The organism is Bordetella genomosp. 12 (assembly GCF_002261355.1).
Lineage (GTDB): Bacteria > Pseudomonadota > Gammaproteobacteria > Burkholderiales > Burkholderiaceae_B > Bordetella.
Genome location: NZ_NEVU01000001.1, coordinates 470,365 through 487,890, shown reverse-complemented (window position 1 = coordinate 487,890; position 17,526 = coordinate 470,365). Strand labels below are relative to the sequence as shown.

Sequence of the window (17,526 nt, the reverse complement as noted above, 5' to 3'; positions counted from 1 at the left end):
CCCTTTTTACTCGTCCCCAACCGTCCCCGCAATAGGGCGATGCGATAATCCCCGCATGGAATTCGCCGCCCTCATCGCCGACTGGCAGGCCCATCACGGCCGCCATCTCCTGCCTTGGCAGAACACCCGGGACCCCTACCGCATCTGGCTCTCGGAGATCATGCTGCAGCAGACCCAGGTCGCCACCGTCATCCCCTATTTCGAGCGCTTTCTGGCGCGCTTTCCGGATGTCGCGGCGCTGGCTGCCGCCAGCCAGGAGGAGGTCATGCCGTATTGGGCCGGCCTGGGCTACTACGCGCGTGCGCGCAACCTGCACCGCTGCGCGCAAGACATCATGGCGCTATGGGAAGGCCGCTTCCCGCCCGATGCCGAGCGCATCGCCACGCTGCCCGGGATCGGGCGCTCCACGGCGGCGGCCATCGCGGCCTTTGCCTATGGCGAGCGCTCGCCCATCATGGACGGCAACGTCAAGCGCGTGTTCACGCGCCATTTCGGGATCGAGGGAGACCCCGCCCGGCGCGAGGTCGAGAGCCGCCTCTGGCAACTGGCCGAAGACCAGGTGCGGGCCGTGCCCGATCTGGACATGACCGCCTACACCCAGGGGCTGATGGACCTGGGCGCGACGCTGTGCACGCGCGGCAAACCGGCCTGCGAACGCTGCCCGGTGGCGCCATCCTGTATCGCGCGCCGCGACGGGCGCCAGCAGGAACTCCCCACCCCGAAGACGCGCCGCGCGGTCCCCGAACGACAGACCGCGATGCTGGTGCTCGAACACGACGGCGCCATCCTGCTGCAGCAGCGGCCGTCGCCCGGCATCTGGGGCGGGCTCTGGAGCCTGCCGGAGTTCGACGCCGCCGGCGATGCCCGGCTGGCCTCCCGCTCGCTGGGGCTGGAGCCGCAAGCGCACTATGAGCTGGCCGCCTTCGCCCACACCTTCACCCATTACCGGCTGCACGTGCGGCCCTGGTATGTGCCGGTGCGCCTGGCCGGCCTGAGCGCGGGCGCGCTGCCCGCGCGCTGGGTGCCGGCCGGCGAATTGGGCACGATCGCCTTGCCCGCGCCCATCAAGAAGCTGCTGCTGGGCCTGACCGAAGCCGGCCTGCCCGGCATGCTGACGCTGCAGGCCTGAGGGCCGGCCGCGCGGCTCAACCTGCCGCGTTATCGCGCAGCAGCATCACCAGCTTGAGCTCGGGATGGGTCGCCAGGCGGAAAGTCACCTGTTGATAGCGCAGCAGACCGCGCACCGGATGATTGAAGTCGCGCAGCCCGCCCTCGCGGTCGACCACGGCATGGCGCGTCCACCAGTGCGCAAACACCGCGCTGGAGCGCTCGAGCTCATCGATGAGCCCGCGCACATCGGGCTCATCCAGATGCGCGCCGGCATCGGCGCGGAATTCGGCCACCACGCGCCGGGCGCGCTGCTCCCAATCCACGACCAGCGACCGCGCAGCCGGATCCAGAAAGATGTAATGCAGCAGATTCGGCTGCGGGTCGCGCTCCGGCCAGTGATCGAACAGGACGCGCATGGCGGTATTGCTGGCGAGCACCCGCCAGGCGCGATCCAGAACATAGGCCGGCGCAGTCACCGCGTCCACACACGCTTGCAGCAGCAGGCCGGCCGCCCCGGCCGGCTCGTCGCGCGGATGCTGGGGATCGGCGCACTCGGCCAGCTCAAAGAGATAGGCTCTTTCGGCGCGCGCCAGTTGCAGCACATTGGCTATGCGCGACCACACCGCCGGCGACACCGACACCTCGCGGCCCTGCTCTATCCAGGTGTACCAGGTGACACTGATATCCGAGAGCTGGGCCACCTCTTCGCGGCGCAGACCGGGGGTGCGGCGGCGCGAACCGGCCGGCAGGCCGGCCATCTGCGGGGTGATGCGGGAGCGGGCGCTGCGCACGAACTCGCCCAGATTCTGTCGGCGCAAGGAGGAGCCCGGGGTGGCACTATTCATACCAGGATGATCTATGGTCTTGTACGGGTACTGTAGATTGCCTATCTTAGCCCGCACCCTCTCCGCGCACCAAGGAATCCCATGACCGCACCCAGCCACGACGCCGCCGTCCAGCGCCAGTTCAGCCCCCAGGCCTCCGCCTATCTGACCAGCGCTGTTCACGCCCAGGGCGAAGATCTCCAACACATGGCCAGTATCGCGGCCGCTCACCCGCAGGCTCGCGTGCTGGATATGGGCTGTGGCGGCGGGCATGTGAGCTTCAATGCGGCGCCGCTGGTCGCCGAGGTCGTCGCCTATGACCTGTCGCAGGCCATGCTGGACGTGGTGGAGGCCGAAGCCGCCAAACGCGGCCTGAGCAATCTGCGCACCTGTCAGGGCAAGGCCGAGCGCCTGCCCTTTGACGACGGCGCGTTCGATCTGGTGATGAGCCGTTACTCCACCCATCACTGGGAAGACCCGGGCCTGGGCCTGCGCGAAGCGCGCCGCGTCCTCAAGCCGGGCGGCATCGCCGTCTTCGCCGATGTGGTCTCGCCGGGCCAGGCGCTGCTCGACACCTGGTTGCAGACGATCGAAGTGCTGCGCGATACCTCGCACGTCCGTGACTACTCGCAAGCCGAATGGATCGCCATGCTGGCCGACGCGGGCTTCGTGCTGCAAGGCATGACCCTGCGCCGCCTGCCGCTGGAGTTTGCGTCCTGGGTGGCGCGCATGCGCACGCCCGAGCCTTTGGTGCGCGCGCTGCGCGAGATGACCGCCATCGCGCCGCAGCCCGTCAAGACGCACTTCGAGATCCAGGACGACGGCTCCTTTACGAGCGACAACGCCGTCATCGTGGTCTACAAACCCCGTTAACCGGGGCGTGAGGCAGGGCTGCCGGTCTGCGGCAGCCCCCGCGCTCACTGGCCCAGATTGGGCGCCAGCGTGCGGCGCAGATCTTCCTCGGTCCGACCGCTGCGGGCCACATAGTCGGCCAATTGATCTTCACCGATCGGGCCCACGTTGAAGTACTGCGACTGCGGATGGCTGAAGTAAAAGCCCGACACGCTGGACGCTGGGAACATCGCGTAGCTGTCGGTCAGTTCCATCCCGATATCGTCGGCCTCAAGCACGCGGAACATATCGCGCTTGACGACGTGCTCGGGGCAAGCCGGATAGCCCGGCGCCGGGCGGATGCCCACATACTTCTCGGCAATGAGGGCCTCATTGTCGAGCTGCTCATCGGCGGCATAGCCCCACAGATCACGCCGCACGCGCGCGTGCAGGCACTCCGCGAAAGCCTCGGCCAGCCGGTCGGCCAGCGACTTGAGCATGATGCTGGAATAGTCATCCAGCGCGGCGTCGAACTCGGCCTCTTTCTTCTCGATGCCCAGGCCGGCCGTCACGGCGAACAGGCCGATGTAGTCCAGCTTGCCGCTGTCGCGCGGCGCGATATAGTCGGCCAGGCACTTGTTGCTCACCCCCTCGCGCTTGACGCCCTGCTGACGCAGGTTGCGATAGGTGAACAGCACTTCGCTGCGCGTCTCGTCACGATAGACCTCGATGTCTTCATCGTTGACGCGGTTGGCCGGATAAAAGCCCACGACGCCATTGGCGGTCAGCCAGCGGCCTTCAACGATGCGTTTGAGCATGGCCTGGCCCTCGGCAAACACCTTGCGCGCCTGCTCGCCCACCACCTTGTCATCCAGGATGGCCGGGTAAGCGCCGAACAGGCTCCAGGTCATGAAGAACGGGCCCCAATCGATGTAGCGCGCGATCTCGGCCAGGTCGTAACTCTTGAAGGTGCGCCGGCCGATGAACTTCGGTCGCGGCGGCGTGTAATGCTCCCAATCGATTTGCGGGCGCGAGGCGCGCGCCTCGGCCAGCGGCATGAGCGGCGTGGCCTTGCGGTTGGCATGGCGGCGGCGCACGTCCTCATACTCTTGCGCCAGCTCGTCCAGATAGGTCTGCGCCTGATCCGACATCAAGCTGGTGGCCACGCCCACTGAACGGCTCGCGTCGGGCACGTAAATCACCGGCCCCTCGTAATGCGGCGCGATTTTCACCGCGGTGTGCACCCGGCTGGTGGTGGCCCCGCCGATCATCAGCGGCGTTTTGCGGTCGCGGAAGTAGGGGTCGCGCTGCATCTCGGCGGCCACATAGGCCATCTCTTCGAGGCTGGGCGTGATCAGGCCAGACAGCCCGATGATGTCGGCGTTTTCTTCCTTGGCCTTGTCCAGGATCTGGGCGCACGGAACCATCACGCCCATGTTGACGACTTCGAAGTTGTTGCACTGCAAGACCACCGACACGATGTTCTTGCCGATATCGTGCACATCGCCCTTGACCGTGGCGATGACGATCTTGCCCTTGGCGCGGACGTCGCCCCCGGCGGCGGCGATCTGGCGTTTCTCTTCCTCGATGAAGGGGATGAGATGCGCCACCGCCTGTTTCATCACGCGCGCCGACTTGACCACCTGCGGCAGGAACATCTTGCCGGCGCCGAACAGATCGCCCACGACATTCATGCCGTCCATCAACGGCCCTTCGATCACCTCGATGGGCCGCCCGCCACGATCGGCGATCTTCTGACGCACCTCTTCGGTATCTTCGACGATGAAGGCCGTGATGCCATGCACCAGGGCGTGCGACAGGCGATCCTCCACGGTGCGGGCGCGCCAGGCGAGGTCTTCCTCTTTCTTCGCGCCCGAGCCCCGCACCGTCTCGGCGAACTGCACCAGCCGCTCGGTGGGCGTGCGCTCGTCCTCGGCGTCCTTTTTGCCCAGCGGCTCGGGGCGATCCAGGATCACGTCTTCGACCAGATCCCGCAGCACCGGGTCCAGATCGGCGTACACGCCCAACTGACCGGCGTTGACGATGCCCATGGTCAGCCCTTCGCGGATGGCGTAATACAGGAAGACCGTATGGATGGCCTCCCGCATCGGCTCATTGCCCCGGAAGGAAAAGCTCACGTTGGAGATGCCGCCCGAGATCCGCGCATGCGGCAGGTTCTGGCGTATCCAGCGCGTGCCCTCGATGAAGTCCACCGCGTAATGATTGTGCTCGTCGATGCCCGTGGCCACGGCGAACACATTGGGATCGAAAATGATGTCTTCGGGCGGGAATCCCTCTTCCTCGACCAGGATGCGGTAGGCGCGGCCGCAGATTTCCTGGCGCCGCTGCAGCGTGTCGGCCTGCCCTTTCTCGTCGAACGCCATGACCACGACGGCCGCGCCGTACAGCCGGCACAGGCGCGCGTGTTCACGGAACGGCGCCTCGCCTTCCTTCATGGAGATCGAGTTGACCACCGGCTTGCCCTGCACGCATTTCAGGCCCGTCTCGATCACCTCCCATTTGGAGCTGTCGATCATGAGCGGCACGCGCGCGATATCGGGCTCGGAAGCAATGAGGTTCAGGAAGCGGTGCATGCAGGCCACCGAATCCAGCATGGCCTCGTCCATGTTGATATCGATGATCTGCGCGCCGTTCTCGACCTGCTGACGCGCCACGGCCAGCGCCTCATCGTATTTTTCTTCGCGGATCAGGCGCGCGAACATCTTCGAGCCGGTGACGTTGGTGCGCTCACCCACGTTGATGAAAAGCGTCTCTTCGTCGATGTTCAGGGGCTCGAGGCCGGACAGGCGGGTCTTGACGGCGATCTCGGGCACCACGCGCGGCGTCAGGCGCTCGATCTTGTCGGCGATGGCGCGGATGTGGTCTGGCGTCGTGCCGCAGCAGCCGCCGGCCATGTTCACCAGCCCCGAGGCGGCGAACTCTTCCAGCAAGGCCGAGGTATCGGCCGGCGTTTCGTCAAAGCCGGTTTCGGCCATGGGGTTGGGCAGACCGGCGTTGGGATACACGCACACATAGGTGTCGCAGATCTTGGACAGCTCGGCCACATACGGACGCATCAGCGCTGCGCCCAGCGCGCAGTTCAGGCCCACGGTCACCGGGCGCGCGTGGCGCACGGAGTTCCAGAAGGCCTCGACCGTCTGGCCCGACAGGATGCGGCCCGACGCGTCGGTCACCGTGCCGGAAATCATCACCGGCAAGCGCACGCCCCGCTCGGCGAAGACTTGCTCCACCGCGAAGATGGCTGCCTTGGCGTTGAGCGTATCGAAGATGGTTTCGATCAGGACGATGTCGATGTCGCCGTCGAGCAGGCCGTTTAATTGCTCGACATAGGCCAGGCGCAATTCTTCGAACGTGACATTGCGGGCGCCCGGATCATTGACGTCGGGCGAAATCGACGCCGTCTTGGGCTGCGGGCCCAGGGCGCCGGCCACGAAGCGGGGCCGCTCGGGCGTGCTGTAGGCGTCACAGGCCTGCCGCGCCAACCGGGCCGAGACCAAGTTCAGCTCATAGGCCAGCTCGGGCAGGTCATAGTCGCCCTGCGCGATGGCCGTCGCGCCGAAGGTATTGGTTTCGATGACATCGGCGCCCGCCTCGAGATACTGCCGATGGATCTCGGAGATCACATCGGGGCGCAGCAGCGAAAGCAGCTCGTTGTCGCCCTTGAGATCCTTGTGGTGCTCGGCAAAGCGCTCGCCGCGGAAATCGGCCTCGCTGAGCTTGTAGCGCTGGATCATCGTCCCCATGGCGCCGTCCAGGATCAGGATGCGCTCGCCCAGAAGGCGAACGAACTCGGCGCCGCGCGTATAGGCGTCCAGCGGGTAAGGCATGCGAGGATAAGACACTACAAGGTCCCAGTGTGGCAAAAAGGCAAAAAACGCCCGAAATGAACCCTAGATGGTAACAAAATGGGGCTATTTCCGGCAGGACGGTGATACAGTTCCGACCCCGAACCGGTACTTGTCGCGTCTTTCGACGCGCAGGATTTAAACGGGAAACAGGAAGGCCGAGCCGAAACAGGCCCGCCCAGCCTGTGCTGCCCCCGCAACGGTCCCCACGGTGTTCGTCCCGTGGCAGCCCGATACCGGCCGGTTCGCCAGCCGGGCCAACCCTCCTCACAGGGCGGGCCCATATCCCGAGAACGACGTGCGGGGTCGCGCGTCAACCGAGAGCCTGTCCATGAAAACCCGCTCCCTCCGGCGCTACGCCGGTGTCCTCGCCGTGGCCGCACCCGTTGCCGCCGGCGCCCAGCAAGCCGCCACGCCTGAATTGACGCCGGTCGTCGTCACCGGCAGCCTTACCCAGCAAGAACAGAAGAACACGCTTGGCGATGTCAGCGTGATCGATCGCGCCACCATCGAGCGCGCCGGCCAGAGCAGCGTGGCCGAACTGCTGCAACGCCAGCCTGGCGTGGAAATCAACAGCAATGGCGGCCAGCAGACCGCCACCAGCGTGTTCCTGCGCGGGGCCAACTCCAACCAGACGCTGCTGCTGATCGACGGCCGCCGGGTCAACACCGCCACGCTGGGCAGCGGCGACTTCCAGGGCATGCCGCTGAGCAATATCGAACGCATCGAAATCCTGCGCGGCACCGCCAGCAGCCTGTACGGCGCCGACGCCATCGGCGGGGTGATCAACATCATCACGCGCCAAGGCGGCGGCGATCGCCCCCTGAATATCTACGGCAACGTGGGTTACGGCACGCATGACACCAGCCGCGTCAGCGTGGGCCTGGACGGCGCGTCCGACGGCTGGCGCTACGCCCTGAATGCCGGTTATGGCCACAGCCGCGGCTACAACGCCACCAGCAAGACCGTGGGCGGCGCCGCCAACTGGAGCTATAACGCCGACCGCGATGGCTACGAGCAGAACGATGTGTCGGGCTCGGTGGGTTATACCTGGGCGCCAGGCCAGGAAATCGCCTTCGATTTCTACCACACCAAGCTCAATGGCCAATTCGACGCCGGCGGCGGCATGCCGCCCATGAACGAGTACGACGACCGTCTGCGCCAGATCATCAATCTGTACACGCTGAGCAGCACCAACCAATTGACCGACTGGTGGCGCAGCACCGTGCGCCTGAGCCAGAGCAACGACACGCAACGCAACCTCGTGGCGCCGGGCACCTACGGCTACCCCGATGACGGGCGCACGCGTTTCCGCACCCGCCAGGAACAATACACCTGGCAGAACGACTTCCAGGTGGCGGCCAACCAGACCATCACGGTGGGATACGAGTTTCTCAAGCAGCGCGTCGATGGCGACCTGTACGACGCCTCGGCGCCCTGGCCGGCGCCGGCCACGATCTCCGACTACGGGGTGGACTCGCGCATCACCAACGCCTTCTTTGGCGAGTACCGCGCCCGCTTCGACCGCCACCATTTGCAGTTCAATCTGCGCAGCGACCACAACACGCTGTATGGCGGCAAGGTCACCGGCGGCGCCGAGTACGGCTACGACATCACCCGCAACCTGCGCGCGGGCATCGGCGCGAGCACCGGCTTCCGGGCGCCGACGTTCAACGATCTGTACTGGCGCAATGACGGCGGCACGGTGGGCAACCCCAACCTGAAGCCGGAAAGCTCGCGCAACATCGAGCTGTCGCTGAACTATGCCGACGAAACCACCACCGCCGGCGTGGTGGCCTACCGCAACCGCGTCAAGGACATGATCGTCTGGGCCGACCGCAACGACGGCTCCTATCTGTGGTCGCCGATGAACATCGGCCGCGCTGAACTGCGTGGCATCACGCTGACCGGCAGCCAGCGCTTCGGGCAGACCACGCTGCGCGCCAGCGCCGACTTCCAGGATCCGCATGACCGCGACAGCGGCAATGTGCTGCCGCAGCGCGCGCGCCAGATCTATCGCGCCAGCGCCGAACAGCGTTTTGGTCCGGCCACCGCCGGCATCGAGTACCTGTGGTCGGGTTCGCGCTACAACGACGCGGCCAACAATCAGGAACTCGGCGGCTATGGCCTGGTCAATCTCACCGCCTCCTACGAGGTGAACAAGAACCTGACCTCCCAACTGCGCTGGAACAACGTGTTCAACAAGGACTACACCCTGGTGCGCGGCTACAACACGCCGGGCTCGACGGTCTTCCTGAACCTGGCCTGGCGCATGTAAACCGGCCCGAGTAGGATGGCAGCGCTACCTCATTCCTGTGAGCCCGAGCTTGTTGAGTGCCATTCTTCTCGTCACCGTCGCGCTGGCCGGTTCTCCGGCCAGCGACCCGCCGGTCAGCCTGACCGACGATGCCGGACGCCACGTCCAGCTGCCCGCCCCCGCACGGCGGGCCGTCGCCCTCACGCCGCATGCCACGGAACTGGCCTACGCGGCCGGCGCCGGCGCCTATCTGGCGGGCACGGCGCGCGGCAGCAACTATCCGCCGGCCGCGCGTGCGCTGCCCAATGTGGGCGACGCCTTTCAGCCGGATCTCGAGCGTCTGCTCGGCCTGCGCCCGGATCTGCTGATCGCCTGGCAGCCTTCGGCCACCGGCACGCTTGCCGGCCTGCCCGCCAAATGGGGCATTCCGATCTACTACAGCGACCCGCGCAAACTCGAGGACATCCCTGTGGCCATCGAGCAGTTCGGCCGCCTGTTCGGCACCGAGCCGGTGGCCCGGGCCGAAGCCGAGCGGCTGCGCGCCCGCCTGCAGCAACTGCGCCAGCGCTATGCGCACAAAACACCGGTACGGGTCTTCATCCAGGCCGGCACGCAGCCGCTCTACACCATCAATGACGACAGCATCATCGGCGACGCGCTGCACCTGTGCGGCGCGGTCAATGTCTTTGCCGCCTCGCAACTGCTTGCGCCGCAGGTCAGCGTCGAAGGGGTGCTGGCCGCCGCGCCGGATGCCGTGATCGCCGGCGTGACCTCGGCGCGCGAAGCCGAAACCCTGCAGCACGACTGGCGCACCGCCGGCCTGCCGGCCGCGCGCGCTGGCCACGTCTATGCCCTGGATGCCGACACGCTGTACCGCCCGGGCCCGCGCCTGATCGAAAGCGCCGCCACACTTTGCGAGCAGATCGACCGGGCCAGGCACTGATCGCCCCCTCTTGCCTTGGGGCGGCCCCGGGCGGTGCTTTATCATTGGGGGCATCCTTTGCCTTTTCATGCGCGCCGGGCCCTGCCCGCCGCCTCGTCCCGCACAGCCATGAGCTCACAAGACCTTCTTACCATCGCCGGCCAAAGCTATCACTCCCGCCTTCTGGTGGGCACCGGCAAGTACAAAGACTTCGAACAGACCCGCGCCGCGCTGGACGCCAGCGGGGCACAGATCGTCACCGTGGCCATCCGCCGCACCAACATCGGCCAGAATCCCGGCGAGCCCAGCCTGCTGGACTACGTGCCGCCCTCGCGCTTCACCCTGCTGCCCAACACGGCCGGCTGCTACACCGCCGAAGATGCCGTGCGCACCCTGCGGCTGGCGCGCGAACTGCTCGACGGGCACGATCTGGTCAAGCTGGAAGTCCTGGGCGACCCGACCAATCTCTTTCCCAACATGCCCGAGACGCTCAAGGCCGCCAAGACCCTGATCGACGACGGCTTCAAGGTCATGGTGTATTGCACCGACGACCCGATCCAGTGCCGCATGCTTGAAGACCTGGGCGTTTGCGCCATCATGCCGCTGGCCTCGCTGATCGGCTCGGGCATGGGCATCCTCAATCCCTGGAATCTGCGCCTGATCATCGATCAGACCAAGCTGCCCGTCATCGTCGACGCCGGCGTGGGCACAGCCTCGGACGCCACCATCGCCATGGAAATGGGCTGCGACGCCGTCCTGATGAACACCGCCATCGCCGGCGCCAAGGATCCGGTGCTGATGGCCAGCGCCATGAGCAAGGGCGTGCAGGCCGGCCGCGAGGCCTTCCTGGCCGGGCGCGTGCCGCGCAAGCTCTACAGCGGGGTGCCCTCCTCGCCCACCGAAGGCATGATCGCCGCCGCCAAATGAGCCCGACCTCCGCCTCGGCCCAGGAGCGCCGTATCCCCAATGCCCTGACCATCGCCGGCGTAGACCCTTCGGGCGGCGCCGGCATCCTGGCCGACGTCAAGGCCATGAGCGCGCTGGGCGCTTATGGCTGCGCCGTCATCGCCGCGCTCACCGCCCAGAACACCCAGGGCGTGACCGGCATCCTGCCGGTCGATCCGGCCTTCGTCGGCCAGCAGATCGACACCCTGTTTGCCGACGTACGCATCGATGCCGCCAAGATCGGCATGGTGGGCCAGGAGCCCGTCATCCGGGTGGTGGCCGAGAAACTGGCGCGCTGGACACCGGCGCACGTCGTGCTCGATCCGGTCATGGTCGCCAAAAGCGGCGACCTGCTGCTCGAGCGCGGTGCGGTCGGGGCCATGCGCGAGTCGCTCTTGCCGCAGGCCACCCTGCTCACGCCCAATCTTCCCGAAGCCGGCGTGCTGCTCGAAGAGCGTCCGGTCGAGACCATCAAGGAAATGCGCCGCGTGGCCGAAAAGCTGCGCAACAAGCTGGCGCACTCCGGCCAGCGCTGGGTGCTGCTCAAGGGCGGCCACCTGCCCGGCAGCGAAACCGTCGACATGCTGCACGACGGCGACCGCATGCTGGAGCTGCCCGGCCGGCGCATCGACACGGCCAACACGCACGGCACCGGCTGCACCCTGTCGGCCGCGCTGGCGGCGCTGCTGCCGCAAATCGGGGACGTACCCGAAGCAGCGCGCCGCGCCAAAGCCTATCTGACCGAAGCCATCCGCCACGCGGACCGGCTGTCGGTGGGGTCCGGCCACGGCCCGGTGCATCACTTCCACGCCTGGTGGTAAACGCGGCCGGCTCCCTTGCCGGGGAGCCGGTACAATGAGCCATTAGTTCACTGTCCATTTTTTTTCAGCCGTCATGAACGCTTCAACCCTGCCCGACGTAGAACAAGCCCGTTTCAACATGGTGGAGCAACAGATCCGCCCCTGGAATGTCCTGGATCCCCGTGTCCTGGATGCCCTGTTCACCGTGCGCCGGGAACAGTTCGTGCCGCCGGCGCTGCGCGCCCTGGCCTTCTCCGATCTGGAACTGCCGCTGGAAATCAACGCGGTGGACACCCGTCAAAGCATGCTCTCGCCCAAGATGGAAGCCCGTCTGGCCCAGGAGCTGCAACTGCAACCCACGGACTGTGTGCTCGAAATCGGCACCGGCTCGGGCTATCAGGCCGCACTGCTGGCGCACCTGGCCCAGCAAGTGACCACGGTCGAAATCGACAGCCGCCTGGTGGCCTTCGCGCAGCAGAATCTGCAGCTGAACAACATCATCGACGTCAAGATCGAAACCGGTGACGGCCGCAATGGTTGGGGTTCGACCGAATACGACGCCATCCTGTTGACCGGCTCGGTGCCCGTGGTGCCCGACGCGCTGAAGTACCAATTGCGCGTGGGTGGCCGCCTGGTCGTGATCGTGGGCGAAGCGCCGGTCATGACGGCCTGTCGTATCACCCGCAGCACCGCCGCCAGCTTCGAAACCGAAGAACTCTTCGAAACCGTCATCAAACCGCTGCGCGGCACAGCCGTTTCGCACTTCAAATTCTGACAGAATGCGCGTCCGGACCGTTGCGGCAGTACTGATTCTGTTCTGCGCCACGGCAACCGGCGCCTCTGCCCAAGACCTGATGCAGGTCTGGCGCGACGCCCTGGCGCGCGATCCGGTCTACGCGGCCGCGCGCGCGGCCTACCGGGCCAATAACGAAAAACTGCCACAGGCCCGCGCCGGTCTGCTGCCACTGCTCAGCGGCGAAGCTGGCGGGGTCTACAACGAAATGCGCAGCACCCGCGGCCTGTCCTATGACAGCAGCGGCGGACGCGGCACCTGGGACCTGGTCCTGACGCAACCCCTCTTCGATTGGGGCCGCTGGCAGCGCTTCGAACAATCCAAGCTGGTCGTCGCCGACGCCGAAGTCCAGTTGCAGCAATCCCTGCAAGGCCTGGTGCTGCGCGTGGCGGATGCCTACTTCGGCATTCTCAGAGCCCAGGATGCGCTGACGGCCACCGAAGCCGAAAAGGCCGCCATCGCCGAACAATTGGCGGCCGCCCAACGCAAGTTCGAACTGGGCACGGCCACCATCACCGACACCTATGAGGCCCAGGCGCGTTACGACCTCGTCACGGCCGAAGAACTGCGGCTGCAGAACGAGGTGCAGAACCAGCGCGACATCCTCGCCAAGATCCTCGGCCAGGCTCCTGGCGCCCTGGCCGAGCTGCCGCCCGGCGTGGCGCTGCCCATGCCCCAGCCCGCCCGGCTGGCGGATTGGTCGCAACAGGCGCAGGACGCTTCGCTGGACGTGTTGCGGGCGCAATTGCAGACCCGCATCGCCGGCCGCGATATCGACATCGCGCGCTCGGGCCATTACCCCACGCTCAATCTGCGGGCTTCCAGCGGCAGCGCCTCGGACGGCGTGCTCAGAGGCACGGGCCCGGGCCGCCCCATCGAGAATACCGTCGGCGTGACCTTGTCCATCCCGATTTATGCCGGCGGCGGGATCTCCTCTCAGGTAACAGAAAAAGTCCAACTTGAACAAAAAGCGCGCCAGGATTACGAAACGGCCAAGCGCGAATCGCTGCGCGCCACGCGCGAGTATTTCAATGGGGTGGTCACGGGCCTGGCGCGCGTACGCGCGCTCGAGGCGGGGGAGAAATCCAGCCGGGCGGCGGTGCAGGCCAACCAGACGGGCTATGAACTGGGCGTGCGCATCAACCTGGACGTGCTCAACGCCCAGCAGCAACTCTATGCCACGCAGCGCGACCTGGCTCAGGCGCGCTACCAGACGCTGCTCGACGGGCTGCGCCTGAAAGCCACCAGCGGCATTCTGGCCGAGACCGACCTGGACGCCATCAATCGCCTGCTGCGCCCGCCGCCTTGAGCCGCGCGCGGCTCAGGCGCCGCGGATCTTGCGCACCAGCGTCGTGGTCGAGCGCTCGAACTGAAAAGGGATCGCCACCGCCCGGCCGCCCCAGCTGCGCACCAGCGCGGATTCGGGCAGGGTGTCCATATCGTAATCACCGCCTTTGACGATGATGTCAGGCCGCAGCTCGGCGATCAGGGCCTCGGGCGTGTCTTCGGCGAATGACGTCACCGCATCCACGCACTGCAACGCGGCCAACAGCGCGGCGCGGTCGGCCTCGGTATTGAGCGGCCGCTCTTCGCCCTTGCCCAGACGCCGCACCGATGCGTCGGTGTTGACCGCCACGATCAGGCTGGCGCCCAGGCGGGCTGCCTCGTCCAGATAGGTGGCATGCCCGCGATGCAGCAGGTCGAACACCCCGTTGGTGAACACCAGCGGACGCGGCAGTTTGCCGGCGGCCACGGCGGCCACCAGCGCTGCGCGGGAATAGATCTTGGATTCGAAACGGGCTTGAGACATGCCCGGATTGTAGCGGGCTGTCCGCCCCGCGCTCAAACGCCGATCAGAATGCCCTCGCCCGGCTCGCCGCGCACCGAACGCGCCAGGCGGGTGGACAACTCCTTGCGGTAGCGATTGAGATCCTTGACGTTCTCGAAGGGGCTGTCGAGCAACTTGGACAGGATGTGCAGGATGCGGCTGCTCACCTTGTTCTCCCACTGCCCGTCAAAGCGGATCTGCGTGTCCAGCCAGTGCTCCAGCCAGCCCGGCTCCGGCAGACGCGACTGCACGGTGTCATTCGGAAAGAGGGCTTTGTTGACGTGCAGATTGGTCGGATGCATGGCCTGGTTGCTGCGATGCGCCGAAGCCATGAGCACACCGATCTTGGCGAAGGCGTGGCGCGCGTCGCCGCTGACCGACTCGCCGCGGTCGTGCAGCGCGCGGCGCATGTATTGCAGATAAGCGCCGGCATGGCGCGCCTCGTCCTGGGCGATGGTGCGATAGACGGCCTGGATGACCGGCTCGGTGTGCCAGCTCGCTGCGCAGCGGTACCAGTGATTCAGGCGGATCTCGCCGCAAAAGTGCAGCATCAGCGTTTCCAGCTCAGGCGCCGGATCGAATTCGAAGCGCACCTTGTGCAGCTCTTCCTCGGTGGGCATCAGATCCGGGCGGAAACGGCGCAAATACTCCATCAGCACCAGCGAGTGCTTCTGCTCTTCGAAGAACCACACCGACATGAACGCGCAAAAATCGCTGTCGCTGCGATTGTCACGCAGGAACATCTCGGTGGCGGGCAAGGCCGCCCATTCAGTGATGGCATTCATCTTGATGGTGAGTGCCTGTTCCTCGGACAACTTGCTGCGATCAAAGTCGTCCCAGGGAATGTCGGTCGCCATGTTCCAGCGCACGGCTTCCATGGTCTTGAAGAGTTCAGGATAAAGCATGAGTCGCCCTTTTTGGATTTCCCGCAGATAGCTCAGGATGTGGGAGAGACACTCAGGTCCCGGTCTCCCCTTTCCACAGATTTATAGGAATGGTTCTAGTTATCGCCCGCCAACACGAAGCTGGCATGACAGCCCGATGACGAAACTATGACAGTGCAAGACTTACAACATGCACCGCCCTATCTCGTCAGCGCCCACAGCGCCACCGCGATCCCCACGGCGAGCACCGCGGTCAATGCGGCGACCAGGCGATTGCCCTGCTCCTGCGCGCGGCGCAGTCGCTTCGTCTCGGCCAGCATCTGCTGCGAAACATCCGGGCGGTTCAGATAGTCGTGCACCAGGCGAGGCACGGCCGGCAACATCTGCGACCACTGCACCGCCTCCTTGGTCAGACTGCGCTTGAGCCCATCCCAACCCACCCGCTCGCGCATCCAGCGCTCCAGATAAGGTTTGGCGGTCTTCCACAGGTCGAGGTTGGGGTCCAACTGACGGCCCAGGCCTTCGACATTGAGCAAGGTTTTCTGCAACAACACCAGCTGAGGCTGGATTTCGACGTTGAAACGCCGCGAGGTCTGGAACAGGCGCAACAACACCTGCCCCAGCGAGATCTCGGCCAGCGGCCGGTCGAAATAAGGTTCGCAGACTGCGCGCACGGCGCCTTCGAGCTCTTCTTCGCGCGTATCGGCCGGCACCCAGCCCGACTCGATGTGCAACTGCGCCACGCGGCGGTAGTCACGGCGGAAAAAGGCCAGGAAATTCTGCGCCAGATAATTCTTGTCGAACTCCGACAACGACCCCACGATCCCGAAATCCAGGGCGATGTAACGCCCCAGCGTGGCCGGGTTATCGGAGACGTAAATATTGCCCGGGTGCATGTCGGCATGGAAAAAACCATCCGCGAACACCTGCGTGAAAAAGATCTCCACGCCGCTGCGCGCCAGCGTCGGGATGTCGATGCCGGCGGCGCGCAAGCGATCGATCTGTCCCACCGGCACGCCGTACATGCGCTCCATGGTGAACACCGTGCTGGCCGTGAACTCCCAGATCACCTCGGGCACGATCAACACATCGCCACGCCCGGATTCCGGGCCGAAATTGCGGCGCAACTGGCTGCAATTGGAAGCCTCGCGCACCAGGTCGAGCTCGTCGTGCAGATATTTGTCGAACTCGGCCACGACTTCACGCGGCTTGAGACGGCGGCCATCCGGCCCCAGCCGCTCGATCACGCGCGCCACGATACGCAACAGCGCCATGTCTTTTTCGATGACGTCGCGCATGCCCGGCCGCAATACCTTGACCGCCACCTCGCGCCCATCATGCAGCACCGCGAAGTGCACCTGCGCGATGGAGGCCGAAGCGACCGGGTCGGTCTCGAATTGCGCGAACAACTGCGTGGGCGGCGCGCCCAGCGCGGCCTCGATGGAGGCCGCGGCCTGCGCCGACGGAAACGGCGGCACGCGATCCTGCAACAGGGCCAGCTCATTGGCGATATCGGCCGGGATGAGGTCCCGTCGGGTCGACAGTACCTGACCGAACTTCACGAAAATGGGGCCCAGCGACTCCAGCGCCCGCCGCAGACGCTCACCGCGCGGCGCGCGCGGCCGCGTACCCAGCCGCATGACGCGCAGCAGGCCATTGGCCACCGGATGGTTCAGGCTGGACAGCACCAGCTCGTCCAGCCCATATCGCAGGGACACGCAGATAATGCGCAGCAAGCGCAGCAGCGTCATCATGGGCGTGCGCCCCGGGCCGCCAGGCCAGCCACACGGCCCTGCAGCGCGGCAATGGCGCGCGCCACACGGTCGGTGTCGCGCTCCAGATCGGCCTGATCCAGGCGCCATTGCTCAAGCGCCGGCCTGCCCGCCAACATGCCGCTTTCTTCGGCCAGATACTCGGCGGCATTGCCGGCCAGCCGGTCGGCGGCCTGCCGCGCGCCTTGGAACACGGCCTTGGCGCCGGAGATCAGGCGCAGCGCCGGGATGTCGCCCACCACGCGCGCCAGATCGTCTTCGGCATCCCAGCGCAGATCCCGCGCCAGGTCCGCCACCACCTGTGCCAGGGCGGCATCGCCCGAAATATGGGTCAGCTCGGCCAGATCGGGCTTGGCCGAACCGGGCAAAAACCGCAAGGGGTTGAAACGCTCCGGCACGGCCGACAGCGTCACATCGGGCACGATGGCCGGATCGGCCTGCTGCAGATGCCCCTCGCTGTCGATGGTCAGGGCCGCGCCGACGCCGCCCAGCGCAAAGCGCAGGGTCTTGCCGCTGTGGCGAGCCAGGCGCTCACGGGCCCAGGCCTCGCGGTCAAGCAAGGTATTGAGGGCGCGCAACGCGAAACGCGTGGGGGTAGGCAGGACGGAGAATGGCAGCATCGAAAACGATAGGACGGACAGGCTCGCAGGGCGAACATTCCCGCAGTTTACCGTTTTAAGGCGCAAGCGGCCCG

General features: G+C 66.1%; 14 protein-coding genes and 1 riboswitch. Of the genes, 8 read left to right on the top strand and 6 right to left on the bottom strand.

What is annotated here, in order from left to right:
- Nucleotides 1-55 precede the first annotated feature (55 nt).
- Entirely contained in the window at nt 56-1,129 is a 1,074-nt protein-coding gene (gene mutY, locus CAL22_RS02360) for an A/G-specific adenine glycosylase (protein WP_094810004.1), read from the top strand.
- Between the two features lie 16 nt (nt 1,130-1,145).
- Here mutY and CAL22_RS02355 read toward each other — a convergent pair whose 3' ends face one another.
- The gene (locus CAL22_RS02355) at nt 1,146-1,955 is read right to left on the bottom strand and encodes a helix-turn-helix transcriptional regulator (RefSeq protein WP_094810002.1); all 810 of its coding nucleotides are present in this window, start codon (nt 1,953-1,955) and stop codon (nt 1,146-1,148) included.
- A gap of 81 nt (nt 1,956-2,036) precedes the next feature.
- On the opposite strand from CAL22_RS02355, the gene CAL22_RS02350 reads away from it, so the two are divergent.
- On the top strand, nt 2,037-2,807 hold the full coding sequence (locus CAL22_RS02350) for a class I SAM-dependent methyltransferase (protein WP_094810000.1): 771 nt from the start codon (nt 2,037-2,039) through the stop codon (nt 2,805-2,807).
- 44 nt (nt 2,808-2,851) lie between these two features.
- Here the strand turns inward: CAL22_RS02350 and metH are convergent, their stop codons facing one another.
- A complete protein-coding gene (metH, locus tag CAL22_RS02345; protein ID WP_094809998.1) occupies nt 2,852-6,628 on the bottom strand; it encodes a methionine synthase in 3,777 nt (1,258 codons plus the stop codon).
- A gap of 92 nt (nt 6,629-6,720) precedes the next feature.
- A riboswitch (cobalamin riboswitch) is annotated at nt 6,721-6,890 on the top strand.
- Between the two features lie 72 nt (nt 6,891-6,962).
- Between metH and CAL22_RS02340 the strand changes: the two genes are divergently transcribed.
- The 6 genes from CAL22_RS02340 to CAL22_RS02315 all read left to right on the top strand — a co-directional run bounded on the left by CAL22_RS02340 (nt 6,963) and on the right by CAL22_RS02315 (nt 13,657).
- Nucleotides 6,963-8,909 carry a TonB-dependent receptor domain-containing protein gene (locus tag CAL22_RS02340; protein ID WP_094809996.1) on the top strand — a complete coding sequence of 649 codons (1,947 nt, stop codon included), beginning with the start codon at nt 6,963-6,965 and terminating at the stop codon, nt 8,907-8,909.
- Between the two features lie 49 nt (nt 8,910-8,958).
- Nucleotides 8,959-9,831: a helical backbone metal receptor gene (locus CAL22_RS02335; protein WP_094809994.1), complete on the top strand. Its 873-nt coding sequence runs from the start codon at nt 8,959-8,961 to the stop codon at nt 9,829-9,831.
- 108 nt (nt 9,832-9,939) lie between these two features.
- Nucleotides 9,940-10,737: a thiazole synthase gene (locus CAL22_RS02330; RefSeq protein WP_094811064.1), complete on the top strand. Its 798-nt coding sequence runs from the start codon at nt 9,940-9,942 to the stop codon at nt 10,735-10,737.
- Entirely contained in the window at nt 10,734-11,576 is an 843-nt protein-coding gene (gene thiD / locus CAL22_RS02325; RefSeq protein WP_094809992.1) for a bifunctional hydroxymethylpyrimidine kinase/phosphomethylpyrimidine kinase, read from the top strand. The genes CAL22_RS02330 and thiD overlap by 4 nt, the downstream gene beginning before the upstream one ends.
- Nucleotides 11,577-11,649: 73 nt before the next feature.
- Nucleotides 11,650-12,330 carry a protein-L-isoaspartate O-methyltransferase family protein gene (locus CAL22_RS02320; RefSeq protein WP_094809990.1) on the top strand — a complete coding sequence of 227 codons (681 nt, stop codon included), beginning with the start codon at nt 11,650-11,652 and terminating at the stop codon, nt 12,328-12,330.
- A gap of 4 nt (nt 12,331-12,334) precedes the next feature.
- Complete coding sequence (locus tag CAL22_RS02315) at nt 12,335-13,657, top strand: TolC family outer membrane protein (RefSeq protein ID WP_094809988.1); 1,323 nt, start codon at nt 12,335-12,337, stop codon at nt 13,655-13,657.
- Nucleotides 13,658-13,669: 12 nt separating this feature from the next.
- On the opposite strand, the gene rfaE2 is transcribed toward CAL22_RS02315, so the two are convergent.
- The 4 genes from rfaE2 to CAL22_RS02295 all read right to left on the bottom strand — a co-directional run bounded on the left by rfaE2 (nt 13,670) and on the right by CAL22_RS02295 (nt 17,452).
- Nucleotides 13,670-14,158 (bottom strand): D-glycero-beta-D-manno-heptose 1-phosphate adenylyltransferase, encoded by a 489-nt coding sequence (gene rfaE2 / locus CAL22_RS02310; protein ID WP_094809986.1) that lies wholly within the window; start codon nt 14,156-14,158, stop codon nt 13,670-13,672.
- 32 nt (nt 14,159-14,190) lie between these two features.
- Complete coding sequence (locus CAL22_RS02305; protein WP_094809984.1) at nt 14,191-15,081, bottom strand: ferritin; 891 nt, start codon at nt 15,079-15,081, stop codon at nt 14,191-14,193.
- Between the two features lie 179 nt (nt 15,082-15,260).
- Nucleotides 15,261-16,814: a ubiquinone biosynthesis regulatory protein kinase UbiB gene (ubiB, locus tag CAL22_RS02300; RefSeq protein WP_094809982.1), complete on the bottom strand. Its 1,554-nt coding sequence runs from the start codon at nt 16,812-16,814 to the stop codon at nt 15,261-15,263.
- Entirely contained in the window at nt 16,811-17,452 is a 642-nt protein-coding gene (locus tag CAL22_RS02295) for a ubiquinone biosynthesis accessory factor UbiJ (RefSeq protein WP_094809980.1), read from the bottom strand. The genes ubiB and CAL22_RS02295 overlap by 4 nt, the downstream gene beginning before the upstream one ends.
- Between the last annotated feature and the right edge of the window lie 74 nt (nt 17,453-17,526).